The organism is Caballeronia sp. KNU42, assembly GCF_053760385.1.
This window is the reverse complement of the sequence record NZ_CM132388.1, coordinates 2649821-2673795: the sequence shown is the minus strand read 5'-3', so window position 1 is coordinate 2673795 and position 23975 is coordinate 2649821. Positions and strand designations below refer to the sequence as shown.

General features: G+C 58.9%; 22 protein-coding genes. 14 read left to right on the top strand and 8 right to left on the bottom strand.

Annotated features, from left to right (window positions below; all coding sequences use genetic code 11):
• Window positions 1-43: 43 nt before the first annotated feature.
• From ACSOSP_RS12040 to ACSOSP_RS12030, 3 genes are all read left to right on the top strand, one after another.
• Window positions 44-1105 carry an EamA family transporter gene (locus ACSOSP_RS12040; protein WP_455306872.1) on the top strand — a complete coding sequence of 354 codons (1062 nt, stop codon included), beginning with the start codon at window positions 44-46 and terminating at the stop codon, window positions 1103-1105.
• Window positions 1106-1212: 107 nt separating this feature from the next.
• Window positions 1213-1497, top strand: coding sequence for a hypothetical protein (locus ACSOSP_RS12035; RefSeq protein ID WP_455306870.1), 285 nt, complete (start codon window positions 1213-1215; stop codon window positions 1495-1497).
• A 139-nt stretch (window positions 1498-1636) separates the two neighbouring features.
• Window positions 1637-1987, top strand: a complete 351-nt coding sequence (locus tag ACSOSP_RS12030; RefSeq protein WP_455306868.1) for a hypothetical protein — start codon at window positions 1637-1639, stop codon at window positions 1985-1987.
• A gap of 322 nt (window positions 1988-2309) precedes the next feature.
• Here the strand turns inward: ACSOSP_RS12030 and ACSOSP_RS12025 are convergent, their stop codons facing one another.
• Both ACSOSP_RS12025 and ACSOSP_RS12020 read right to left on the bottom strand, forming a co-directional pair.
• Window positions 2310-2987: an H-NS histone family protein gene (locus ACSOSP_RS12025; RefSeq protein ID WP_455306866.1), complete on the bottom strand. Its 678-nt coding sequence runs from the start codon at window positions 2985-2987 to the stop codon at window positions 2310-2312.
• 828 nt (window positions 2988-3815) lie between these two features.
• Window positions 3816-4298, bottom strand: a complete 483-nt coding sequence (locus ACSOSP_RS12020) for a DUF2934 domain-containing protein (protein WP_455306864.1) — start codon at window positions 4296-4298, stop codon at window positions 3816-3818.
• Window positions 4299-4495: 197 nt separating this feature from the next.
• On the opposite strand from ACSOSP_RS12020, the gene ACSOSP_RS12015 reads away from it, so the two are divergent.
• The 3 genes from ACSOSP_RS12015 to ACSOSP_RS12005 all read left to right on the top strand — a co-directional run bounded on the left by ACSOSP_RS12015 (window position 4496) and on the right by ACSOSP_RS12005 (window position 8587).
• Complete coding sequence (locus ACSOSP_RS12015) at window positions 4496-5101, top strand: DnaJ domain-containing protein (protein WP_455306862.1); 606 nt, start codon at window positions 4496-4498, stop codon at window positions 5099-5101.
• A 365-nt stretch (window positions 5102-5466) separates the two neighbouring features.
• Complete coding sequence (locus ACSOSP_RS12010) at window positions 5467-7476, top strand: VTT domain-containing protein (protein WP_455306860.1); 2010 nt, start codon at window positions 5467-5469, stop codon at window positions 7474-7476.
• 136 nt (window positions 7477-7612) lie between these two features.
• Window positions 7613-8587 carry a VTT domain-containing protein gene (locus ACSOSP_RS12005; RefSeq protein ID WP_455306858.1) on the top strand — a complete coding sequence of 325 codons (975 nt, stop codon included), beginning with the start codon at window positions 7613-7615 and terminating at the stop codon, window positions 8585-8587.
• Window positions 8588-9063: 476 nt separating this feature from the next.
• On the opposite strand, the gene ACSOSP_RS12000 is transcribed toward ACSOSP_RS12005, so the two are convergent.
• Together ACSOSP_RS12000 and ACSOSP_RS11995 are read right to left on the bottom strand one after the other, a co-directional pair.
• On the bottom strand, window positions 9064-9453 hold the full coding sequence (locus ACSOSP_RS12000; protein ID WP_455306856.1) for a cupin domain-containing protein: 390 nt from the start codon (window positions 9451-9453) through the stop codon (window positions 9064-9066).
• Window positions 9454-9507: 54 nt separating this feature from the next.
• The gene (locus ACSOSP_RS11995) at window positions 9508-10299 is read right to left on the bottom strand and encodes an IclR family transcriptional regulator (protein ID WP_455306854.1); all 792 of its coding nucleotides are present in this window, start codon (window positions 10297-10299) and stop codon (window positions 9508-9510) included.
• A 252-nt stretch (window positions 10300-10551) separates the two neighbouring features.
• Here ACSOSP_RS11995 and ACSOSP_RS11990 point away from each other — a divergent pair, with 252 nt between their 5' ends.
• The 4 genes from ACSOSP_RS11990 (at window position 10552) to ACSOSP_RS11975 (ending at window position 14838) form a co-directional block, all read left to right on the top strand.
• Window positions 10552-11616, top strand: a complete 1065-nt coding sequence (locus tag ACSOSP_RS11990) for an ABC transporter ATP-binding protein (protein ID WP_455306852.1) — start codon at window positions 10552-10554, stop codon at window positions 11614-11616.
• Window positions 11617-11684: 68 nt separating this feature from the next.
• The gene (locus ACSOSP_RS11985) at window positions 11685-13019 is read left to right on the top strand and encodes an ABC transporter substrate-binding protein (protein ID WP_455306850.1); all 1335 of its coding nucleotides are present in this window, start codon (window positions 11685-11687) and stop codon (window positions 13017-13019) included.
• Window positions 13020-13118: 99 nt separating this feature from the next.
• A complete protein-coding gene (locus tag ACSOSP_RS11980) occupies window positions 13119-13973 on the top strand; it encodes an ABC transporter permease subunit (RefSeq protein WP_436183216.1) in 855 nt (284 codons plus the stop codon).
• Window positions 13974-13977: 4 nt separating this feature from the next.
• Window positions 13978-14838, top strand: a complete 861-nt coding sequence (locus tag ACSOSP_RS11975) for a carbohydrate ABC transporter permease (RefSeq protein WP_455306848.1) — start codon at window positions 13978-13980, stop codon at window positions 14836-14838.
• Window positions 14839-15543: 705 nt separating this feature from the next.
• On the opposite strand, the gene ACSOSP_RS11970 is transcribed toward ACSOSP_RS11975, so the two are convergent.
• Window positions 15544-16629, bottom strand: a complete 1086-nt coding sequence (locus ACSOSP_RS11970; RefSeq protein WP_455306846.1) for an IS630 family transposase — start codon at window positions 16627-16629, stop codon at window positions 15544-15546.
• A gap of 413 nt (window positions 16630-17042) precedes the next feature.
• Between ACSOSP_RS11970 and ACSOSP_RS11965 the strand changes: the two genes are divergently transcribed.
• Together ACSOSP_RS11965 and ACSOSP_RS11960 are read left to right on the top strand one after the other, a co-directional pair.
• Window positions 17043-18161: a mandelate racemase/muconate lactonizing enzyme family protein gene (locus tag ACSOSP_RS11965; protein WP_455306844.1), complete on the top strand. Its 1119-nt coding sequence runs from the start codon at window positions 17043-17045 to the stop codon at window positions 18159-18161.
• A 3-nt stretch (window positions 18162-18164) separates the two neighbouring features.
• Window positions 18165-18530, top strand: coding sequence for an L-rhamnose mutarotase (locus ACSOSP_RS11960; protein ID WP_455306842.1), 366 nt, complete (start codon window positions 18165-18167; stop codon window positions 18528-18530).
• Window positions 18531-18844: 314 nt separating this feature from the next.
• Here the strand turns inward: ACSOSP_RS11960 and ACSOSP_RS11955 are convergent, their stop codons facing one another.
• The 3 genes from ACSOSP_RS11955 to ACSOSP_RS11945 form a co-directional block, all read right to left on the bottom strand.
• Window positions 18845-19963 carry a fimbrial protein gene (locus ACSOSP_RS11955; protein ID WP_455306840.1) on the bottom strand — a complete coding sequence of 373 codons (1119 nt, stop codon included), beginning with the start codon at window positions 19961-19963 and terminating at the stop codon, window positions 18845-18847.
• 342 nt (window positions 19964-20305) lie between these two features.
• Window positions 20306-20581, bottom strand: coding sequence for a hypothetical protein (locus tag ACSOSP_RS11950; protein ID WP_455306838.1), 276 nt, complete (start codon window positions 20579-20581; stop codon window positions 20306-20308).
• Window positions 20582-20761: 180 nt separating this feature from the next.
• Window positions 20762-21625 carry a LysR substrate-binding domain-containing protein gene (locus tag ACSOSP_RS11945; RefSeq protein ID WP_455306836.1) on the bottom strand — a complete coding sequence of 288 codons (864 nt, stop codon included), beginning with the start codon at window positions 21623-21625 and terminating at the stop codon, window positions 20762-20764.
• Between the two features lie 204 nt (window positions 21626-21829).
• Here ACSOSP_RS11945 and ACSOSP_RS11940 point away from each other — a divergent pair, with 204 nt between their 5' ends.
• Both ACSOSP_RS11940 and ACSOSP_RS11935 read left to right on the top strand, forming a co-directional pair.
• Window positions 21830-22873, top strand: a complete 1044-nt coding sequence (locus ACSOSP_RS11940; RefSeq protein ID WP_455310938.1) for an ABC transporter ATP-binding protein — start codon at window positions 21830-21832, stop codon at window positions 22871-22873.
• Complete coding sequence (locus ACSOSP_RS11935; protein ID WP_455306834.1) at window positions 22870-23973, top strand: ABC transporter ATP-binding protein; 1104 nt, start codon at window positions 22870-22872, stop codon at window positions 23971-23973. The genes ACSOSP_RS11940 and ACSOSP_RS11935 overlap by 4 nt, the downstream gene beginning before the upstream one ends.
• Window positions 23974-23975 lie beyond the last annotated feature (2 nt).

The window sequence follows — 23975 nt, the reverse complement described above, 5'->3', positions numbered from 1 at the left end:
ATCTTCTTTAGAATCGGTGTTAAACCCAAAGTCAGGAACATCCATGTCTGTACGCTACAACGCTGCGTTCACGGCGCTTCTTGCGGCGGCGCTCTTTGGTGCGACCACCCCGCTTGCCAAGACCCTTCTTGGCACGATGTCGCCGTTCATGGTCGCCGGCTTGTTTTATCTAGGCAGCGGACTTGGCCTGGCCATCGCGATCGCCTTCCAGCGCGTCAGGCGCTCCAAAGACGAGCGCGCTAACGAAAGCCGGATTCAATTCGCCGAAGTGCCCTGGTTGCTCTGCGCAATCGCCGCCGGCGGTATCGCGGGCCCGGTGCTGCTGATGTTCGGCTTGAGCACCACGCCAGCCGCAACGAGTTCGTTATTGCTGAATCTCGAAGGTGTATTCACGGCAGTGATCGCGTGGGTGGTGTTTCGTGAGAATGTGGATTTGCAGATTTTTCTCGGCATGGTGGCAATAGTCGCCGGCGGCGTGGCGCTCTCATGGCAGCCGGGCGCGGCCGGCGTATCCGCCGGTGCGCTGCTGGTCGCGGCCGCGTGCGCGTGCTGGGCGATCGATAACAACCTGACGCGCAAGGTATCGACGAACGACGCCATGGTGATTGCCTGCTTGAAGGGGTTGATCGCCGGATCGGTGAACCTGTGCATTGCTTTCGTGCTCGGCGCGCATCTTCCCGGATTGCTGCAGACGGGGGCGGCCATGCTCACCGGTCTGGCCGGATACGGCGTCAGTCTGGTTTTATTTGTTGTTGCGTTGCGCAACCTCGGCACGGCGCGCACCGGCGCGTACTTTTCAGTCGCGCCGTTATTCGGCGTGACGCTTTCGCTGATCTTGTGGCCCGACATACCCGGCCCGTTGTTTTGGGTGGCCGCCGTGTTGATGGTGCTCGGCGTCTGGCTGCATATTCGCGAGCGCCACGAGCACGCGCATACGCACGTGTTGATGGACCACAATCACAGGCATCGCCACGACGAACATCATCAGCATACGCACGACTTCAAGTGGGATGGAGAGGAGCCGCACACCCATGCGCATCACCATGTGCCGATGACGCACACCCATGGACATTTCCCGGATATCCATCATCGCCACATTCATTGAGCGGCGGATTTCGTCGATTAGGCATGCGTTGCATCCAGCGTCGCGCCAGCGCCGTATATAGCCTTGACGCGACGCAATCCAGCACTCGCGGCTAACGGAGAAACACCATGAGCAAGGCAATGCGGAAAGCGATGTTGGCGGGCGTGTCGGTGGCGTTCCTGTGCGGCTCGGCGGCAGTATTCGCGCAGGGCGGCGGCAACGGGAACGGCGGCTCAGGTGGCGGCAACGCGCATAGCGCCGCGACGGCCGGCATGACGCACTGGGGTGATCCGGTTTCCGGGCCGACAAGTCCCCTGCCGGGCAATATGCAGAACCCGGGGATGGGGAACAGTGCCGACATGGGCGCGATGTCGTCGAACGGCGGCAAGGCTGTTGCAAAGAACGTGCAGTAGGGTGATGGTATTCCAGCGAGCGCTAGCCGATCATACATCCTGGCGCCATGCGCTTCGCACTGTAATCCAGAGACACAATTGCGCTTGGAACTAAGCAAGGTTCTTCGGCTCCTACTTAAGAAGCCTGGGAGACAATCACATGCTTAAACCAATTGCATTATTCGCACTTGTTGCGTGTCTGGGCGGCTGTGTCGTCGCGCCGGGTTACGGCTATGGGTACGACGGATACGGATACGGCGATCCCTACTCAACCTATTATCCGGGGCCTTACTACTCGGGTTATCCGGCTGTCTACGGCGGTGGCATCTATGTCGGTGGCGGTGGCGGTTGGTACGGCGGCCACTACTACAACCATGGCTGGAACCACGGGTACGGCGGCTTCCACGGAGGCGGCCATGGCGGCGGCTGGGGCCACGGTGGTGGTGGCGGCGGACAGTGGCAGGGCAGTGGTGGGCATAGCGGCGGCGGGCACGGCGGCGGCCGCGGCTAGGGCATCAGGCCTTGGCTGGCTTCATCGGATAATCTCTTGAATGTCGGATTGTTTTTCAGTAAGCAAACATTCGGCGAATATCCTCGATGGCGCCAAGCGCACGTGCCAAAGTACACGATGAGCCATATACCGGGGACTCCGGTAAAGCTTTTCTGCTGATCGCGCGAGTCCGGTCAAATCTTCCAGCTCTTATTCGACTTGTTCCGAGTTACTGCGGCTACCAGAAAGTAGCCGCGGATGAATTCAAAGTCACTTCAAAGTCACTTTACGCCCAAGCTTAGCGAGCCCCTCAGTCACCAATGAGGGGCGCTACGGCTTGTCGTTAAATCGCAGACGTAACCGCTACGGCCGATGCGGAATCTTGATTAGCCGCAGGCGTCGTCGTGCCAGCGACGGTTGCGGATTTCTTCGCAGCGGAGGTCTTCTTGACGTAGGCGCGTTTCACGGACGCCTTCTTGGCGGCTGCTTTCTCCGCGGGAACTTTCGCCACAGTCGCGCTCTTGGCCGACGCTTTCTTGGCAACAGCTTTCTTTGCCGGCGACTTCGCGCTTAGCGTCTTGACCGTCGCTTTTTTGGCCGTCACTTTCTTTGCTGCCTTCTTGCTTGCCGGTTTTGTCGCGCTTGTTGCAACGGCATGGCTCTCGCTGTGACCATCGATCAGGAATTTCGTCCGGTCCTTGACGTCCTTGATCCAAAGCGGCGGGCGAGCCCAGCCACTCCACGTCTCACCGGTCTTGGGATTGCGATACTTGGCGGGCAGCTTCGGCTTTGCGGCTGCTTTTGCCTTGGCCTTGACGCCAGGTTTCGATGTTTTGCCTGCAGGCCGGCCGCGCGGTTTCTTCGTGGATGAATGCGCTTCAATATCGGCGGTGCTCAGTCCATGCTTTTCCATCAAGTTGCGGATGTCGTCGAGTACGGATTGCGCGCGCTTTGCGATCATTGCTTCTGCTTGCGCCTGCAGCTTTTTCAGCTTGGCTTGAATCTGTTCCAGAGTCGGCATTATGGTTTCCTTAAGAGTGATTGCCCGCACTATGCCATGCGCTCCGTGATTTCGGAAGCGGGTAATAGAGCTTGGTAATAAAGGTACGCACCTCTAATACAGTTTGTTTCAATCCCTGACAAAAAAACCAAGATTTTGAGCCTTGTTCGTTGAACGGCCCAGGTTAGATACGCCCGCTTGCGGCGCGTTAAAGGTAGAAGAAGCTCGGGCTTTGCGGCTCTCCACTGCGTTATTCAGCCGCACGATTCCTGCATCGGTCGGGCGGGATGTAAATGCAGAGGATATCGATGCAAGTTTGCGAAACGCCCGGACTACGACTTAGCGGGTAGCGAGGGGAGAATGCCCGGCTCTCATGATTGAGCCTGGGACGAACAGAACGCGCTGAGAGATATCGAGGAGCATTGATCGCAGAGGTATCGAGCAACGGCATGGATCTTTACGACCGGCAAGCCGTGAATGCTGCGTCGCGAACGAGCATCCCGGGGACGCTCGCTGGCGATCTCTAATACCGATGTGGTGGCGGCCGATGCCGTGGCGGCGGCCGATGATGGTGGTGTCTCGGCGGTGGCAACGGGCGGCAGCGTCGTACGTAATGACCATGAACCCAGACGCGCCGGCATTCCTGCCGGGGCCGGGCTTCAGCCACCGTAGGTACGGCGGCGCTCGCTGCGGCGGTCAACAAGACGGCCGCGAGAAATCTTCGCATACGTGCTCCATAAAAATACGAACAGAAACATGACTCGCCGATGCACTACCCGGCGATAGAAAACCCGCTCATGATTTCAATCGAGACCGGTTTCCTCAAGCAAAAAAACCGGTTTCTCCGGGTTACTTCTTGGCGTTCTTCGAAACCTTTGCTGCGGCTTTGACCGCTGGTTTCTTAGCCGGTTTCTCCGCAGCCTCGGCGATTGCTTTAGGCTTGGCCGCGGTCTTGGTTTTTTTCGGCGCTATGTCGGTGTCTGCCGTCTTGGGTTTAGCTTCGGTCTTAGTCGCCGTCTTGCGCGCAACCTTTGCGTCGGTCTTGGTGTCAGCCTTCGCATCAGCCTTGGACTTGGCCTTTGGTGTCTTGACGCTACCTTCATCCGCAGGCGTCGCCTTTGACTTCGCCTTGACCGTTTTCTTTGGCGGTTGCTTGGCGAACTCGTCCGCATCGTTTGCTTCATGGGGCGGGATGACAGTGGCAAGCTCTTGTTCAAGCAAGACGCGCGCTTTCTCCCAATACTCCTCAGACCGTCCTTCGGGACGGCCATCCGCTTCCCACAGATGGTATGCCCGCAACCGAAGCTTTTCTTCCAAAGATTTGTTGTGCATTCCATTAACCATTTCGCGTATTCGAGCGTTTATGTTACAGGAGCGTCGCTCCGCTTGTGAACGGGCGGCGGGCGCGTCGAGCTAGTTGGTCGAGCTGGCGATTTATCCAGGCGCAGCGCGTGCCTGGATCTTGCCACGCTATAAAAATGTCTTTTTTCCCGTGCTAGCATGTTCCGCGGATAGTTTGAGGTATTGCTATGACAACCTTGTATGACACTTTGTCCGTCGCGGAAAATGCGACGGCAGAAGAGATAAAGCGGGCTTACCGGAAGGCGGTCATGCGCTGGCATCCGGATCGCAATGTCGGTCAGGAGCATGCTGCTCGAGCCGCATTTCTCGACGTTCGAAATGCTTATGCAATTTTGTCCGATCCAGCGCAAAGGCAGGTCTACGATGCCGTTTTTGCTGAAGAAATGAATCGGCAGGAAGCCGAGCGGCGGCGTGAGGAACAGGAGCAGGCTGAACGCGAGGCAGCGGTGCGCGCCGCGCAGGAAGCGGAATATGCCGCCCGAGTCGCGCTGGCGATGCGCTTCGCGACACAGGGCTATAACCGCGACGTCGTCCGCGGCGTGCTGCTAGCCCACGATTGCAGCGACGACCTTGCGTGCCGTATCGCCGACAGCGCCCTTGCGCTGCATGCGTCCAGACAGGCCGCGGTTGAGGCCGAGCCTGAATCGCCAAAGCCAGAAGAGGCCGCTGTCGACACGCACGGTGCGCAGCAAGAAGAGAGCCCGGCACCCGCGGATCGCGTGCGTTCGTTTTCCGATATCTGGATGCCGTTCTGGAACGTGCTGCGCCCGTGACCGCTTGCGCGCGGCAGGTCGCAGTCTTGCTACGGGGTCAGAATCAAAGCCCCCAACGCCCTCAAAACTCAACTTAAGCTTTGGCGATGCCGCGTTGATATACATCCCGTCAGCTCATGGCTTGGTTGTGCGTTTTCGCGCGGCTGGACGCTGGGTAGCCAGATCTCGGGGCACGATCGCCTCTAAGTCGCCTGTCTACGTCGAAAGAGCCAGGCGAGCGGAGCGCCCTAATAACACCGTTGCAGGAACATACTGGCCGGTCAAGCCAGCACCATGCCTGCCATGCAGCGAGTTTCAGCGCACCCTGGCCTGGCTGGAACAGACTTAAAATCTGCAGAAAGGAAAGAACGGTCCGGAGACGCTCGATGGAGCATGGCTACTTCAAATTGCTGCATTTGCTGTCGGGGCATCCTGCATGGGCTCTGACGGTCGTATTGCTTGCAGCATTTTTTGAATCCATTGCGTTTATCGGCACATTTGTTCCGGGCAGCACCGCCATGTTCGTGGCCGGCGCGCTGGTCGGCACCGGTTCGCTCAACCTCGGCTGGGTATTCGCCTGCGCCCTCGTGGGGGCCGTGGCGGGGGATGCCGCAAGCTACTGGTTCGGCTGCAGCCACAAGGACACCATCGCGAAGTTGTGGCCGTTTCGCACGCACCCCGGCATGCTGAAGGCGGGGCAGCGGTACTTCGAGGCGCACGGCGCAAAAAGCGTGATCTTCGCGCGCTTCATTGCACCGCTGCGCGCGGTCGTACCTGTCGTAGCCGGCATGATGGGGATGCGGCCCGTGCGATTCCTGGTCATCAACATCGTCTCGGCGCTCGTCTGGGCGCCCGTGCATATTCTTCCAGGCGTCGTCTTTGGGGCGTCGATCGAACTGGCGGGCGCCGTGTCTTTCCGGCTTGTCGCGGTGCTTGCCATCCTGGTCGCCGGAACCTGGTTGACGTTCAGGCTGACGAGCCTCTTGGTGTCGCACGCCCGGGCCTGGACCGACTCCTCGCGTTGCAGCCTGATGCTCTGGGCACGTCACCACCACGGCCGGATCGGCCGGATAGTGCTCGGCATCCTGGACCCCAAGCATCAGGCGGCAGCGCTGATCGCCGTGATCTCCGTGCTGCTGCTGGCGTCAGCCACCGTGTTCTTTTCCACGCTGCACGGCGTCTCGCACGGCGACCCTCTGGTTCAAGTCGATGTATCGGTTTATCGCTTCCTGCAATCGTTCCGATCCTCGTGGGGTGACGCGGTCCTGGCCGTGCTCGGCACGCTCGGCAGCGTGTCGACACTCGCCGCGCTGACGGTGCTGGTCGTGGTCTGGATGATGTTTGAACGCCGCTGGCGTACGGTCGCGTATTGGCTGACCGCCGTCGTGTTTTCCCAGCTATTGATCCTGGCGATCCAGATCACGATCCAGCGTCCGCTGCCGGGCGCAGTAGCGTCCAGCTTGCGTGCGTTCCCGAGCAATCACGTTGCTGCCAGCGTGGTGATCTACGGCTTCCTCTCATTCTTGCTGGCGCGCCGGGTGGGGCCGGTCGCGAGGATATTCGTCGCGATGACAACCATCGCCATACTGGTTTCGATCGCTTTCTCGGGGCTTTATTTCGGCCACTTCACTTTCTCCGATGCGGTCGGCGGCGCCGCACTTGCCGCCACCTGGGTCTTTCTCGTTGCGCTTACCGCCGTGTGGCGATACCCCGCGAAACCGCGAATCCGCGTGATGATGCCGGTCACCGTCCTCGCGGTCGTCTGCGTGAGCGTCGTGTTGCAGTTCAGGACGAGCCTTGACGCGATGGCGGTCGAACCCGCCCCGGCGGTTATCGTCGTGTCGCCGATGCAATGGACGGATACCGTATGGCGGACCTTTTCTTGCTACCGCTCAAGCATGGACGGAGACCGCCTCGAACCCATCACGGTTCAATGGACAGCAACGGCGGGAGAGATCAGGGCTCAATTGGAGCGCCGGGGGTGGACAGAAGGTACGCGCTTATCGCCGCATAGCATCCTGTCGCTCGTTTCTCCGGACGTGGCGGCTACGGCGCTTCCCGTGTTGCCGAGGTTGAACAATGGCGAACCGTCGGTGCTGGTATTCACGCGGGCTCACATGACCCCGGAAGAGCGCGATGTCTTGCGGTTCTGGCCCACGCAGTACGCGGTGACTCAGCGCGGCGGCCAGCCGCCCACACCGATCTGGCTCGGCTCGCTTGTCCACGAGCGCTTGTTGCGGCCGACATGGCCATTCAATGTGTTGCGTCCGGACAGGCGACTCGATTCGATGATCGCAGCCCACGGCGAGGCATCGCCGTGGCGGGGTTTGGAGGTGGCGAGAAGCGCTGGCTGCGGGGGTATTCCGGTGACGCTGGTGGAATCCGAGGGGCAATGAGTCATCAAGCGGTCACCAGGCAGTCAATGAGCGGTGAAATGATGTCGATCCTGCACTCATGAAGCGATGAGATTCAAAGGCACTAGCCAACGCCAAGCGGGGCCACGCAATACCGAATGCTTCTGGAGGCGAGTACTTGATACAGATTCCACCCTCGGCCATTGAGAACTGGGGAAGCGCCGCAGTCTTCGCCAATGTGCTGGCCACGCGGCTGGGTGTGCCGCTGCCTGCTATCCCCGTGCTCGTCTTCGCCGGCTCCGCGATTGCCGGCGGGAACCTGGTTTTTTCTCACGTGCTGTGCGCGGCGGTAGTCGCTGCGTTGCTTGGCGACGGTGTGTGGTTTTCCGCGGGGCGCATCTATGGCCGGCGCCTGACCGATTCCCTCGGGCGTATGTCGTTATCGCTCGATGCAAGCATGCGCACCACGCGCGCTTTGTTCGAACGGTTTGGCGTGGGGATCGTGGCGGTGGCGAAGTTTGTTCCGGGCCTGGCGCTCATTACACCGCCGCTGATGGGGACCACGGCGATTGCGCCCGCTGCGTTCGTTGCGTGGGACACGGTAGGCACGGTGGCCTGGGCCTCTTTCTGGCTGCTCGGCGGCGCGCTGTTCGAGCGGCAACTTGGAATGCTGCTGAGCGCGCTGCGGCCCTACGGGGCATCGATACTTGACGTGCTGTTCGCCGCGGCCGTTCTTTACCTGACGTATCGATACCTGCTGCGCTGGCGTCTCAGGAAGTGGCTGAGCCGCAGGGTCGTGACGCCCGATCGGCTCAACCGGATGATGCGTTCCAGCGCACCGCCCTTGATTCTCGATGCGCGTCCGGCGTCGGTTCGCCGTGACGAGTCGTATCGAATCCCGGGGGCGATTCTGCTTGATGTTGAATCGCTGGACACCATGGATGCGAATCTTTCGGCAAGCAACATTGTTGTGTACGGCATGTATGCGAGTGATGCGGCCGTCCGGAAGGTTCGCAAGCGGTTGCTTAAGAAAAACGTCGTCAATGCCCGCCTTTTGTACGGGGGCCTGGACGAGTGGGTGCGCCGCGGTTATGCGGTCGAACCGTTGCCGCCGGAGTTGAATCTCTTCACTGCATCGATGGCGCGGTTTTAGAGCGCCACTCGCCTGGATCGGCCGGTGCACTTCCTCTAGCGCACATACGCACATTTGTATGCCTGCTTTAGTAGGGATGCGCGCCACGAAATCTCGTGGCTAAATGAGCCCAACGACTCGAACAAAGAAGTCCTAAGCTACCCGAAGCAATAAAACAAAAGGACGTGCCGCAAACAAACGTTTGCGCGGCTGCTATGGGATTTCAAGGGGTCTGACGGGGACAAGCTGACAATGAAGTTCAGCAAAAAAAACCGGTGAAAACGCGACGGGGGATGGAATAACGGGGGCGTTCAACCGGTAAGTGAAAAGAAGCGGTTGTTGAAACGTAGCGAATTAAATAGTTAACGAGGGGAGAGGTGGCGTGCCGGCGGCTGGGCGTGGCGAGACGCCCGGTCGTCGGACTCGCTGCATGGTTGTAGCTTACTTCTGGTTTTAGAAGAGCCCGTAGCCGAGTCGCTGGTTCCAGATCAGCTTGATCAGGCCAGTTGCTGTGCAAGCGATTTCGTCAACGGGCTTTCTACGTCACCGGTATGTTTTGTCGTCACCGGTTCGATCAATACGATCCAGCATTCTTCTTCCGCCACCGGATTGTGCAGGACGCCGCGAGGCACGACATGCATCGATCCTTCAGGCAAATGGATCGCTTTGCCTCCTTCGTACTCAATCCGCAGGCTCCCGCGTACGACATAGAACAGTTCGTCTTCACCCGCATGGCTGTGCCACACGAGTTCGCCTCGAACCTTCGCGACTTTCACATATTGGTCATTGACCTGCGCTACGACCTTGGGCGACCAGTATTCGGTGACAGCGTCGAACGCGGTCTTCAGATCGATGGCGCCGGCGGAAAAGGCCAGGTTCATATTCATTTCTCCATTCAGTTAATCTCGAAGCCGAGACTTGGCAACGCGGAGGGGCGGGATTCAACCCGCACCCACGCCCGGCTCCCAGTACACATTTAACCCCATTAACTCGGTTAGCGTTTGCGCCGCGGTTTTCATTCTTTCCCCCACTTCGTTCATCGCGGGCACCGGTGCTTGATCGATGCGTTCTATGAACGGCGTCGTCAGCGATGCAACGGCGTGTCCGTTTCGTCCAAACACGGGGTACGCGAGGTTCTTGACGCCCTTGACCTGGCGACTCGGCATGCGCGCATGTCCGCGTTCCTTGATCCGCGCCAGATCCGCGGCAAGCTGTTTTGCATCGACGGGAAGTTCGCCGTCAACGGGGACATGCAGCTTGAGCATCCGCTTGCGTTCCAGTTCTTCCTGGAACGCCATCAGCACTTGTCCCGAAGCGGTATCGGTCATGCCGATCAACGTGCCCACCTTTAACGAAAAGCCCCAGCGTTCCGGACTTTCCACTCCCGCGACAATCAGCACGCGGCCGTCCTGATACACGCACAGGTGGAACGACTGACGGACGTCGTTGGCCAGTTGCGTCATCAGCGGCAGCGCGGTGGTCACAAGCGAGCGAACCGGCTGATGCCGGTGCGCCAGCTGGAACAGCAACAACGACAACACATACCTGTCACCCAACGCGCGCAGATATCCGCGCGTCTCCAGCGTGACGACCATGCGAAAAATCTCCGCAGTCGTACGCCCGAGCGTCTTTCCCAGGTCAGCCAGTGACAAGCCCTCCGGATGACTCGCCAGCAGTTCGATGATGTCCAGCCCCTTTTCGAGCGCCGGCGCTGAGTATCGCGTGTTGTCCAAAATCTCTCCTTGCCCAAAGCCAGATGTCTGCGTTCAACCGGTCTCGACGTCATGAGATCCGGCAACGGCATGGCGTGATTGTAGACGCGTGCAAGCCCGGTGTTTGCCGTCATAGGCGAAGGAAAACGAACTTAAATGGGCATCGGGAAAACACCAATGAAAATTCATGTATGAAATAACGTTTTATCTTTAAAATGATTTGCATGGATGGAAAAGTGGTCTGCAAGACGCCGGCATAGGGAGACAACGCTGATGGCTGAAGTGGCATTCAAACAGGTGCAGAAGTCGTTCGGCGCCGTCCAGGTGTTAAAGCAGATCGACTTGACCGTGGCGGACGGCGAGTTCCTTGTGCTCGTTGGACCGAGTGGGTGCGGCAAGTCGACATTGCTGCGTGCGCTGGCGGGACTCGAAGGCGTGACGCATGGACGAATTCTCATCGACGGCCGTGTGGTCAACGACTTGCCGCCAAAGGACCGGGACATCGCGATGGTGTTCCAGAACTACGCGCTGTATCCGCACATGAGCGTGTTGGAGAACCTCACGTTCGCGCTGAAATTGCGCGACCTGAAACCCGATGAAATCGCGGCGCGTGCAAATCAAGCAGCGACCATTCTCGGCCTTCAGGATTTGCTTGGCCGCTACCCGCGCCACTTGTCCGGCGGTCAGCGTCAACGCGTGGCCATGGGGCGCGCGATCGTGCGTGACCCGAAGGTGTTCCTCTTCGACGAACCGTTGTCGAACCTCGATGCGAAGCTACGCGTTCAAATGCGCGCGGAAATCAAGGCGCTGCATCAGCGCTTGCGCGCAACCACGGTCTACGTGACGCACGATCAGATTGAAGCGATGACGATGGCTGATCGCATCGTCGTGCTGAATGGCGGCGTGATCGAGCAAATTGGCGCGCCACTCGAACTCTACGATGACCCCGACAACCTGTTTGTCGCGAGCTTTATCGGCTCGCCTTCCATGAATCTTTTTAGCGGCCGCTACGAGTTGCAAAACGATGGCGCGCGGGTACGCATAGGAGATTTCTCGATACAAGTGCCGGTGGTCAACGCCCGGGACGGGCAAGAGGTGACCGTCGGCGTGCGGCCTGAGCATCTCGTGGTCGCGCAGACGGGCGGCATTCCATTCAGCGTCGATGTAGTCGAGCCAACGGGCGCGTCCACGGAATTGTTCGGCACGGTCGCAGGACAGCGCTGTTGCGTCATCGTCAATGGCCGTTTGTTGCTGCGTCCGGAGCAGGGTATCCGCCTCGACGCCGAGCTTGAGCACACCCTTGTCTTCGATACCGGCACCAGTCGCCGGCTGCGCTAGAAAGCTGGAAAAAACCACACGCAAGCCGTATCGCCCGACGTTACGGCACATAACAAAGGAGATGAATCATGGTTAGGGATTCGATGAAAACCGGCCTCAAGATCGCTGTGTCGGTACTGGCTTTGGCGGGTCTGGTCGCCACGACCGCGGCACGCGCCGACAACGAATATGCAGGCTATACGTTGCGCGTCAAGCTGATCGGCGGCGTGCAATATGAAGCGCTCTACACGCGCATTCCGCTATGGGAAAAACAGACCGGCGCGAAGGTCGAGATCATCTCGCGCAAGAGTCACTTCGAGCTCGATCGTGAGTTGAAGCAGGACATTGCTTCGCAGCATATCGACTATTGCGTGTCGTCGAATCATACGAATTTCTCGGCGCAATATCCCATCTTCCGCGACCTCAAGGGATTGTTTCCCGCTGACTATCTTGCAGCGTTCGCGCCTGCTTTGTTGAAGCAGTCGGAGGTAAAGGGGCAGCTTGTCCAGATCCCGCGATCAACGGATATTGAAGCGCTCTATTACAACAAGACCGCTTACGCCGATCCCGCGAATCAAGACGCCTACAAGAAGAAATTCGGCAAGGACCTCACGCCGCCGAAGACCTTCGCCGAGTTCACGCAGCAAGCGACGTTCTTTACCAAGGCGCCGAACTTCTACGGCACGCAATTCCCGGGCAAGGACGAAGCACTCACGGGCACGTTCTACTCGCTGCTGGTGGCGAACGGCGGCCAGTTACTCGATGCAAAGATGCAACCCAAGTTCAATTCACCGGTGGGTGTGAAGACGCTCGACTGGTTCGTCAACCTGTACAAAGCGGGCGTGGTGCCCAAGGGCGTGCCGAGCTATGTCTGGGACGATCTTGGTAACAACTTCGCGTCGGGCAAGGTCGCGCTCGATCTCGACTGGCCGGGTTTTGCATCGTTCTATAACGACCCGAAAACGTCGAAACTTGCCGGCAACGTGGGTGTGGTTCGTGCGCCGCTGGGTGCTGCCAACAAGCGGCCGGGCTGGTCGGGTTCGCACAGCTTCTCGATCACGAAAGTGTGCGCACGGCCTGAAGTGGCGGCGAGTTTCATCCAGTTCCTGACGAGCAAGGATTCGCAAATGGTTGAAGCGCGGCTTGGTTCGATTCCTTCGCGTATCGATGCGCAGCAGGCCATCGTGCAGGAGTTCAAGACGAAGGACGATCACTTCATGGCGGACACGGTCGCGACCTTCAGTCAGGCCGCGAAGGAAGACTCGTTCACGCCGCCGCGCATCGCGCAGTGGAACGAAATCTCCAATGCGCTGTGGCCGGAATTGCAGAAGGCGATCATCGGCGATGAGACCTCGCAGCAAGCCCTGGATAACGCGGCGAAGAAGGTCGCGGACATCATGCAGGACGCGGCAGATAACCAGTAACCAGCGATCGACATGCAATCCAACACGCCTTACTCGATCGGCGGCGAGCCCGTTCTCGCTACACCGCGCAGACGGATACCGCTGCCGATCAAGCTGCTGATGCCCGCGTTCCTGGCGGTCGGGATCGTGGTGATCCTGCCGCTGTTGTTCTCGTTTTATACGAGCTTCACGGCGTACCGCCTGACCGACCCCGATACGCTTTCGCACTGGATCGGCTGGCGAAACTACGAACGCGCGTTTGCGAATGGCGACTTCTGGGCCGCGTTCGGCCGCACGATCCTGTTCCTCACCATTGCGCTGAATCTGGAGTTGTTGCTGGGCCTTGGCGTGGCGCTGCTGCTCAATCAGGTCACGAAAGGCCAGCGCGCATTGCGCACGGTGATGATGTTCCCGATGATGTTCTCCCCCGTGCTCGTCGGCTTCCAGTTCAAGTTCATGCTCAACGACAGCACGGGCATTGTGAACAACCTGATGCAGACGTTGTTCGGCGCGAAGTCGGCGTTCCCGTTCCTCGTCAATGCGAACTCCGCGCTGGCGTCGCTGATCGCGGCCGAGGTGTGGAACTCGACGCCCATCTTCGCGGTGATCCTGCTGGCCGGTTTGATGGCGTTGCCAAAGGATCCGATAGAAGCATCGAAGGTGGATGGCTGCACGTCATGGCAGACGTTTCGCTATGTGACGCTGCCGTACCTGATGCCGTTCATTTATATCTCCATGACGATCCGTTCACTCGATGTAGGCCGCGCTTACGACATCGTGAGGATCATGACGAACGGCGGTCCGGGCGGACGCACGGAATTGCTCTGGACGATGGTCGGGCGAATTGCTTACGACGACTCGCGCATGGGTTATGCGAATGCGATTGCGTATGTCTCGGTGCTGGTGTCCATCCTCTTCACGCTGTACTTTTTTCGCAAGTTAAGCGGCGCGCGCAAACACATGGGACCTGCCTGACATCATGAGCGATACGGCATTCAAGGGCGCGTTCGTGCGCAAGTCGGCGGTTTGGTTCGGTGTGTTCATCGTGATGGCGATCATCTGTTTGCCCGGGCTTTGGGTCGTGCTCAACGCGTTCCGTTCGAACGTGGCGATTTTGTCGAATCAATCGCCGCTGGTCGGTTCAAGCTACACGCTCGATAACTTCAAGAGCATGTTCGGCTATGGGCAAATGGCGTCGCTGCCTATCAGCCAGTACTTCGTGAATTCGTTGATCATCTCTTGCGTGAGCACGATCGCCGCGCTGGCGGTCGGCGTGCTTGGCGGCTATGCGTTTGCGCGTTTCGAGTTCAGGCACAAGCAGGTCATGTTCGTGGCGCTGATGCTCACGCGCGCGATTCCGGGCATTGCGTTGTCGTTGCCTATTTTCATGCTGTGGGCGTGGACGGGTCTGCTCGATACGCGCATTGGCGTGATCCTTGTTTATCTGGCGATGAACGTGCCGTTCACCGTATGGCTCATCGATGGCTTCTTTCGCGAGGTGCCGATCGAGTTGTCGCAAGCCGCGCAAATCGATGGTTGCAATCGATGGCAGGCGTTCTGGCGCATCGAGTTGCCGCTGGCGAAAAGCGGGATTGCATCGGCGGGGATTTTTGCGTTTCTTACGAGCTGGAATGAATTTGCTCTCGCCACGCAATTGTGCCGAAGCCCCGATACCAAGACGCTGCCGGTCGGGTTGATGGACTTTACGGCGCAGTTTTCGGTTGACTGGGCAGGCATGTGCGCGATGGCCGTGATCATTATTATTCCGGCGATCGTGCTGACGTTTATCGTGCAGAAGCATCTGATCGCGGGGTTGACGCTCGGTGGGGTGAAGGGCTGAAATGGACGGGAGGGGTCGTTCGCACTGTTTGAGGGGGTGGGTTTGGGGTTGGGTTGATAGGTTCTGGCGTTAGCGGTCGGGGTTGGTGCCGGGTTGGTGCTTTCGGCCTTAGTGGTCTGCGTGAGTGAGCTCATTTCTTTAGCACTATTAGCCACTGCGCGTGGCGGCGCGTCATTTCTTTGTCCAAAGCGACAAAGAAACGAAGCAAAGAAAACGCTTTCAAAACGCGGGCCCGTAAGTTGACCTAGCGTGCAGTTTCCACGTTTTTGGCACCCCAAAAGCACGGTGCTCGCCAGAGCGACGGATGTTTGAACCCCTCCTTCTCGCGAATCCTGACACGAACACGCTTCGCCCCGTACGCTCTCGGGCAAGCACCCTTGCCAAGGATCCCAAACGGCATCACGCGTATCTACCACTGGGGGTCTTCGTGGGTTGGCTGCATGATTAGCGCGGTTATTTTTCGTCGGTAGGGGCGGCGTTATCTATTTGAGTAGCCTCGTTTCGAGGCGGGTTGGCGACATGGTTCGGCATGCGTACAAATTCGGTGGGTGGTTGTTCGCGGATAGCGCGGGGTGAACCTTGGGCAGGTTCAGTCACTGGTGGCGAAGCGTGTGGGTATCGGTGTTCGGAGAAGGAGGGTTTCACACATCCGTCGCTCTTGCGAGCACCGTGCTTTTGGGGTGCCAAAAACGCGGAGACTGCACGCTAGTGTCCTGAGTTAGAGATTCGCAGACAAAATCGTTCGATGCTTGCCATGATGTCGTCAGCAGATTTTGTCCACATGAAGGGCTGCGGCTCAGCGTTGTAGATGTCGAGATAGTGGCGAATCGCGTCTTCCAACTGGCGTGTTGAACGATGGGTGCCACGCCGGATTTGTTTTTCAGTCAACGTGGCAAACCAGCGCTCCACTTGATTAAGCCAAGAAGCCGATGTTGGAGTGAAATGGATATGAAAACGCGGATGACGAGCGAACCAGGCGCGCACGGTCGGTGTCTTGTGAGTCCCGTAGTTGTCCATCACCAGATGCACGTCCAATTGAGGGGGAACGTTGGCTTCGATCGTACGCAGGAACTTCAGGAACTCAGTGCCGCGATGACGCCGATGCAATTGGCCGATGACTTCTCCCGTAGCTATATCCAGGGCCGCGAACAGCGTCGTGGTGCCATGGCGTTCGTAATCGTGCGTACGGCGCTCGGCTATGCCGGGGGCCAACGGCAGAATCGGTTGAGTCCGGTCCAGTGCTTGAATCTGGCTCTTCTCGTCCACACACAACACCATGGCCTTGGTCGGCGGATCGAGATACAAACCGACGATGTCACGCGTCTTGGCAACGAACTGCGGATCAGTCGACAGTTTGAAGGTTTCCTGACGATGAGGCTGCAGGCCAAACGCACGCCAGATCCGACTCACCGCCGTCTGCGACAGACCACTTTCACGCGCCATGGTGCGCGTGCTCCAATGTGTCGCTTTGGTCGGTTGTTCTTCCAGTGTCTTGGCAATGAGTGCATCGACCCGAGCATCATCAATGGTGCGTGGCGCACCGGGTCGGGGTGCATCGAGCAGCCCATCAAGTCGCTGGTTGAGAAAGCGCGCACGCCATTTCGTTACCGTCTGCGGTGTCACGCCAAGCACCTCGGCTACGACTCTGTTGGTGGTGCCACTGGCGCAACTCAGAACGATGCGCGAGCGCAAGGCGAGCGCCTGAGCTGTCTTGCGCCGACGCGACCAGGCCTGCAACTGCTCACGTTCCGATTCACTCAACACCAACTCCGCTTTCGGTCGACCTCTCATCGCGCCTCCGCCGTATCGAACCAACTATACGACGGACAACGCAATGATCAATAAATTCCATGAACTTCCAACTCAGGACACTAGGTCAACTTACGAGCCCTCGTTTTGAAAGCGCTTTCTTTGCTTCGTTTCTTTGTCGCTTTGGACAAAGAAATGACGCGCCGCCACGCGCAGTGGCTAATAGTGATAAAGAAAATAGCTCACTCAAGCAGACCACTAAGCCAAGCAGCAGCAACCCGGCAATGACTCCGACCGCTAACGCGGGAACCTAGCAACCCGGCATCAACCCCGACCGCAGAACCCAAGAACCTGGCACCCCAACCCCAACCCCAACCACAAACCCAGAACCAAACGCCCCCGACCGAGTGCGAACGAACCCCACCTCCGATTACCTCTTAAAGGGAACCAAAAAAATGACAACTATCGATACCGTCGACATCCGCCAGGTCGACCTTCAACCCAAGGTCAAGCGCACGGATGCGATCCAGTCGTTCGTGGTGCAGGAGACCGTGCTGGTGACAATCCGTTGCAACGACGGCAGCGTAGGCACGGGTTATACGTACACCATCGGAACGGGCGGTTCGTCTATTGTCGCGTTGCTGCACGATCATCTCGCGCCATTGCTGATTGGACGCGATCCGGCGGGATACGAAGCCATCTGGCGCGACCTCTTTTTCCATACGCATGCGACAGCGGTGGGCGCGATCACGAGCCTCGCGCTTGCTGCAATCGATACCGCTCTTTGGGACCGCAACACACGCGTGGCGAACTTGCCGTTGTGGGTCGCGGCGGGTGGATCGAAGCCACGTACGCGTACATATTCAACTGAGGGCGGGTGGTTGCATTTATCGGAGGCGGATCTCGTCGATCAAACTTTGCAAGCGCGTGATGCCGGTTTTCATGGCGCCAAGATCAAGGTCGGCCGGCCGCATCTGGCCGAAGACACGCGTCGTCTTAGCGCTGTGCGCGACGCCATGGGTGACGACTTCGAGATCATGGTCGATGCCAATCAAGGCTTTACGTTATCCGAAGCGATCCGTCGCGCTCACGCATTTGAACCGTTGCGACTTGCATGGCTCGAAGAGCCGATGCCCGCTGAAAATATCGCTGCACACCAGCGGCTGTGCGCGGCGAGTTCGGTGCCAATCGCGGTGGGGGAATCGATGTATCACCCCGCGCAATTCGCCGAGTACCTGAAGGCGGATGCATGCTCGATCGTTCAGGCCGATGTCGCACGCGTGGGCGGAATCACGCCGTGGTTGAAAGTGGCGCATCTTGCCGAGACCATGAATGTGTCCATCTGTCCGCACTTCCTGATGGAGTTGCATGTGAGTTTGTGCGCGGCCGTGCCGAACGCAACGTGGCTCGAATACATCCCGCAACTTGATGCACTGACCGGCAAGCAGGTTCAGATCGAGAGCGGCTATGCGGTTGCGCCGATGGAACCGGGGATTGGTATCGACTGGGATTGGGACGCGATCCAGGCGATGCAACGCACCCATGTTTGCGTCGATGCCCGCGCGGCGGCTTAAGCCATGAGCAAGAACGTCATGCGGCATTGCCTGGCACTTGATCTGCGCGATGACCCTGAAGTCATCGCGCAATATGACCGGTATCATGAGGCGGTCTGGCCGGAGGTGCTGGATGCGCTGAGAGCGTCAGGCATCATCGACATGACAATCTGGCGGCGCGATACACGCTTGGTCATGTTGATTGAGACCGAGCCGGATTTTAGCTTCGATAAACTAGTGGCAGGCGCCGATGTTCATCCGCGCGTGACTGAGTGGAATGCGTTGATGGCGAGCTTTCAATGTCCGCTGCCGGGCGCAACGAGCGCCGAGTGGCAACCAATGAAATTAGCTTTCAACATGCTGGCGCAGATGCAGGGCCACGAGCGTTGAGCCCTTATTTCCACTCGATCAAACGAGACGTACGATCACAGAAAAGAGCCACACCGCGATGCCGACGCCACCGACCAGGCAGACGGCTACCGCGCACAATCGCCAAAGGGTCTTCATTGGTCGTACCTAAAAAAAGAAGGCCGCAAAGCGGCCTTGAAGAGGGGTACTACAGGGGATCAATGAGATGCATCGTAAGACGCGAGACTTAAGGGAACATTAAGCGCTCGGCAAACGCATCCTTGATCATCCATTCCCCTTCAGGCATCTGACCCCGCCCTCGCGGCACGCGTCGAAATTACGGCTAAATCGTACGCCTAGTTGTAGGACATGGTGAACGTCGCTAACGCTTTGAGTGAACCGGGCGTGACGCTTCCGGTACGGATATATTGCGCCGACAAAGGCAGAACAAGCACGCCGTTGGGAGAGGCTCCGATCAGCCACTGGTTTTCGACGCTAACGCCTACCGCGTCAGGTCCGAAGGCGACGGGGGTGCCGTCACCTTTCAATACCTGCACGCCGATTCCCTTGACCGTGGACTCGGGGGACAGCGTGAGCACATTAGATCGATTCGCAGGAGTGACGGCATCCGTTATGACGATGGATACCTGTGCACCGGTCGAGCACGTGAAATCCAGGTGGAACGCTGTCCGCCCAGCGACTGCGCCCACGCCGGCGGCGAAGGCCCGTACGGCGGGAGTGGGAAGGAAAACAGCTAGGTCCTGGGTCTGTACGGAACACGTTGCCGTGTTAAGGGTGCCGGTGGCGCTGCCTGTATAAACGGGGGTCTGGGACCAAATTTTTCCCGGATTGTCCGACGCCTCGAAGCCCTCGTCCAGCACCGGAATTGAAGAGAGTGTTGTTGCTCCGCCCTTAACTGCGCCGTAGGTAACGAAAATGGTCGTGACAGTAACATTCGTGTCTTGATATGGTCCACCCAACGGCCCGGAGATGTCGCACGGTATTCGCAGCAGGCTGTTATTGAGTGACAGGTTGGTGGCATTGCACGTCGGGGCGTTGAAGACGAATCGAACACCCAGACCGTCGATGGCGGTCTTGTAGACGTCTGCAAAGCCTGGCGCGAGTGCGGCGGTCACCGTTAGCTGAAGGGTGGCGGTTCCTGTCGTATTGAACGGCGAACTATTCATAAAAGAGCATCGCATCTGAAAACTCGCGGGCGCGACAGTGCTAACCACGGTGCCCGACGGCGCGTTCATCGGAACGACAATCGTCCCTGCGCTCAATACCTTACCCACATTACCTGGAGTGCATGTGATAGCTGCAGAGACGGGACTGACGAACAGCGCGCCGAGGAAAATTGCGAACAAGCTGGTAAGAATCCACGCACGTAATTGTCGACCGATTTTTATCGCCTGAGCCTTCACCGACATGCCGTCAATGCGCAATTGCTTGCCGGTTCTATTCGGAACTGTCATGTAACCTCATGTCGTTGTTATCGGAACGCGATAGATCCCGTTGGCTGGAATCAAAGGTCCTCACCCGATGACAAACAATCTATGAGGCAGTCGAACGCCGTCAACTTCAAAGTCGACCCTACAGCGTTTCGCTTCGGGTAGCGAAGTGACACGACAGCGACAACAGCGTCCAGCGAACCGCAAGCTGCCGCGAGGCGATCAGAAGGTCATTCCGAACGCAAACGCCCTCGCCAACGATAAAAGCCAAAGCCCGGCAGAACGCAAGTTCTGCCGGGCTTTGGCTTTTACATTCTTCAACGTTACGACTGAGCGAACAGCGCTCCAGTCCGTAACGCCTTCATATTAGTTATGCGAGTAAAGCGAGCGTTCGTTGCTCAGGCTGACGCGGCTGCCCGATTGCGATTGGGTATCTTGCACGCCGCCGTACGACGTTGCGTTCGCGTTGGCTTCAGCTTGTTCGGCTCGAACGGTTTGCACGCTTTGACCGCGTTGCGATGCAGGTGCACCAACGCTCGGGTTATACGACGGTGCCGGGCCGTAACCGCTGCTGGCGAAAGCGGGGGCAGCCAAGGCTGCGGAAGCGGCGACCAACAATGCGGCGATAAGATTCTTGTTCATGATGTGCTCCGATTTGCATAAGTTTTAAGGGGCGTAGCGGCTTGCTTTTTCTGCTCACTGCGTCGATGAAATGCAGTGTATACCCCTACTATCGATTTATTGTGTCGATAGGATGCAATTGACTTTTCGGAATCTGATAATAATGAGATGCGGTTTTGCGGACTGCCGAGCACGCGGAATCTAGTCGTGAAGCGTCTCGATGATGGCCGCCGTGATGCCCGTGCGCCCGTACGAAGCCCGCTCGACCATTCCGACGGTCCGAAGAATGGGCGGCTGCGCAATCGGGATCAAGCGTAGCGACGGGTCTGTTTGCCACCCCGCCCGATGCAGTTGCGGCAACACGGTTACGCCCACGTTCTTCCTCACCAGCGCCACGATCGTCTCGATGGAATTCAGCTCCAGGTACTCGATCACCTCGAGCCCGAGCGTCGTCAGCGCCTGATCGACCACTACGCCGGTTCGAACGCGCCGGTCGAAGCGCAGGAATCCGTGGGACGCCAGGATCCGGCGCGGGTCGGTATCGGTTATCTCGTGGCTCACGATCAGCATCAGCGGCTCGGCGTAGAGCGGCGTCCATTTGAGCGTATCCGGCAAGGCCTGGTCGGGGCGCGCGACCACCGCCGCAATATCCACCTCGCCTTGCTCCACCATGACCGTCAACTCATCTGAACGCGCCGACAACAACCGCACGTCCAGCCCGGGATGCGCCGCTTTCAGCCGCGCCACCCCCAGCGAGAGCGCCTGAATCACCGATACCACCGCGCCAATGGCCACAGGCCCCTGCATGGACCCAGCCGGCGTAGCCTCCAGTTCATCGAGCAGATCCAGTATCTGCTCCACCTTCGGCCGAATCTCGTGCCCCTGCCGGCTCAGCGTAATCTGCCTTGCGCTGCGGTCGAAAAGCTGCCGCCCCAGCGCCTGCTCCAGCCCGCGCATCTGCAAGCTGACCGCGGCCTGGGTAAGCGCGACCTTATCAGCCGCGGCGGCGAACGAGCCCGTTCGCGCGACCGCCCGGAAGGTCTTCAGCATTCGAATAGTCGGCATGGCTAGTTCAAGAAAAAGTTAAGCGTCAAAAAGAAAGTTTAATATTTCCTGATGCAATTAGGCCGACATAATTACTTCATGAAAGTTTGGCGACGCGCAACAGGCGACGTGCGGCCGTTTTGTTGTTGACGCCGGCCAAAAGGCTCCGGTTAGTCGCCTGTATTCCCCCGCAGCGGAGTGTTGAATTTGTCGACGTTAAGCAAGCTGCCAGTAAACCAGCCTGATCCTCACGATCAGCTCAACCCGCCTGCCAGGCGTCCTGTACTCGAAGTCAGCGGCTTCTCGCTGAAATTCTCACGCGCCGCGCATGTTCCGAACCTCGTCGAGGACGTGTCGTTCTCCGTGAACGCGGGTGAAACGCTGTGCATCGTCGGGGAATCGGGGTGCGGGAAAAGCGTGACGTCGCTGGCGATGATGGGTTTGCTGCCCAGCCCGCCGGCCAATATCGTCTCGGGGAAGGCGATGTTCGACGGCCGCGATCTCTTCAAACTAAGCGAACGCGAACTTGCCGATATCCGTGGCAACCGGATGTCGATGATCTTCCAGGAGCCGATGACCTCGCTCAATCCCGCGTTCACCGTCGGGCATCAGATCGCGGAATGCGTGCAGCGGCATCGCGGTTTGAGCAGCGGGGCAGCGCGCAGGGAGGCGTTGGACATGCTGCGCCTCGTGCGCATTCCCGCACCGGAAACGCGCCTTGACGCGTATCCGCACGAGTTATCCGGCGGCATGCGCCAGCGCGTGATGATCGCGATGGCGCTGGCCAATCGCCCGCAGTTGGTCATCGCCGATGAACCCACGACCGCACTCGATGTCACCATCCAGGCGCAGGTTTTATTGCTGGTGCGCAGCCTGCAAGCCGAAACCGGCACGGCGATGGTGTTGATCACGCACGACCTCGGTGTAGTGGCCGAAGTGGCTGATTACGTCGCGGTGATGTATGCGGGACGGATCGTGGAATATGGCTCAGTCGATGAAATCTTCGATGACCCGCAGCATCCGTACACCATCGGATTGATGGGTGCGATTCCATCGGTGGGAAAACGCGAAGGCGCGCTCGCGACCATTCGTGGTTCGGTGCCGTCGCCGGAACAGATGCCTAAGGGGTGCAGGTTCGCGCCGCGCTGTCCGTTTGTGGAGGAAAGGTGTATCGACGCGGTGCCGCCCGATAAACGGTTAGACGGAACGCATCGCGTGGCGTGCTGGGTAGCGCCAGTTGAACATGCTCTTGGCGGGGCGGCGGTATGAACCCGAACGCTCCCATTATTGAAGCCCGCGACCTGACCAAGCACTTTGGCGGTACCCGCAACCTGTTCACGCGCACGCCGACGGTCTACGCGGTGAACGGTGTCTCGTTCTCCGTGCAGAAGGGCGAGACGTTTGCCATTGTCGGGGAATCGGGTTGCGGCAAGTCGACGCTGGGGCGCCTGTTGCTGCGTCTTATCGATAGCACCGAAGGCCGCGTGATCTACGAAGGCAAGGACATCACGCATCTGGGCACCGAGCCCATGCGCCGTCTGCGCCGTGAGATGCAGATCATCTTCCAGGACCCGTTCGCGTCGCTGAATCCGGGCATGACGGTGGGGCAGATCATTGGCGAGCCAATAGCGCTGCATGGTCTGGCGAAAGGGGCGGCGCTTAATGAACGCGTGGCCGATTTGCTGCGTACGGTCGGCCTTCAACCCGGTTACGCCGAGCGTTATCCGCATGAGTTTTCGGGCGGGCAACGGCAACGTATTGGCATTGCGCGGGCGTTGGCGGGCGAGCCCAAGCTGATAGTCGGCGATGAACCCGTCTCCGCGCTCGATGTGTCCGTGCAAGCCCAGGTCATCAACCTGCTCGAGTCGCTGAAGCAGGAGCTTGGGTTGACGCTGATCATGATCGCGCATGACCTCGCGGTGATTCGCCATATGAGCGATCGCGTGGCGGTGATGTATCTCGGCGAGATCGTGGAAATGGCGGATGTGAACGCGTTGTTCGACCAGCCGCTTCATCCTTATACGCAAGCGTTGCTGCAAGCGATTCCGGCGAGCAGTCCGCGTCAGCGTCGCAGCAAACCTTCTTTGACTGGCGATCTGCCGAGTCCGACCGCACCACCTTCAGGATGCCGTTTTCATCCACGATGCCCACATGCAAAAGCGCGCTGCGCCGACGAACAACCGGTCAGCGAAACGCTCGAAAACGGTCACCGGGTCGCATGCCATTTCTGGCGCGAGATACAGAACGCGGGTGGCGGCGCGCCGCTGGTTTCCATCGTCAGCCCGAAGCTTACCGAGCGGCTGGCGGTGTATCGGCAACGTCAGGCGCTGGTCGACGGTGCGCTCACAGAACAATCGAACACACGATAAAA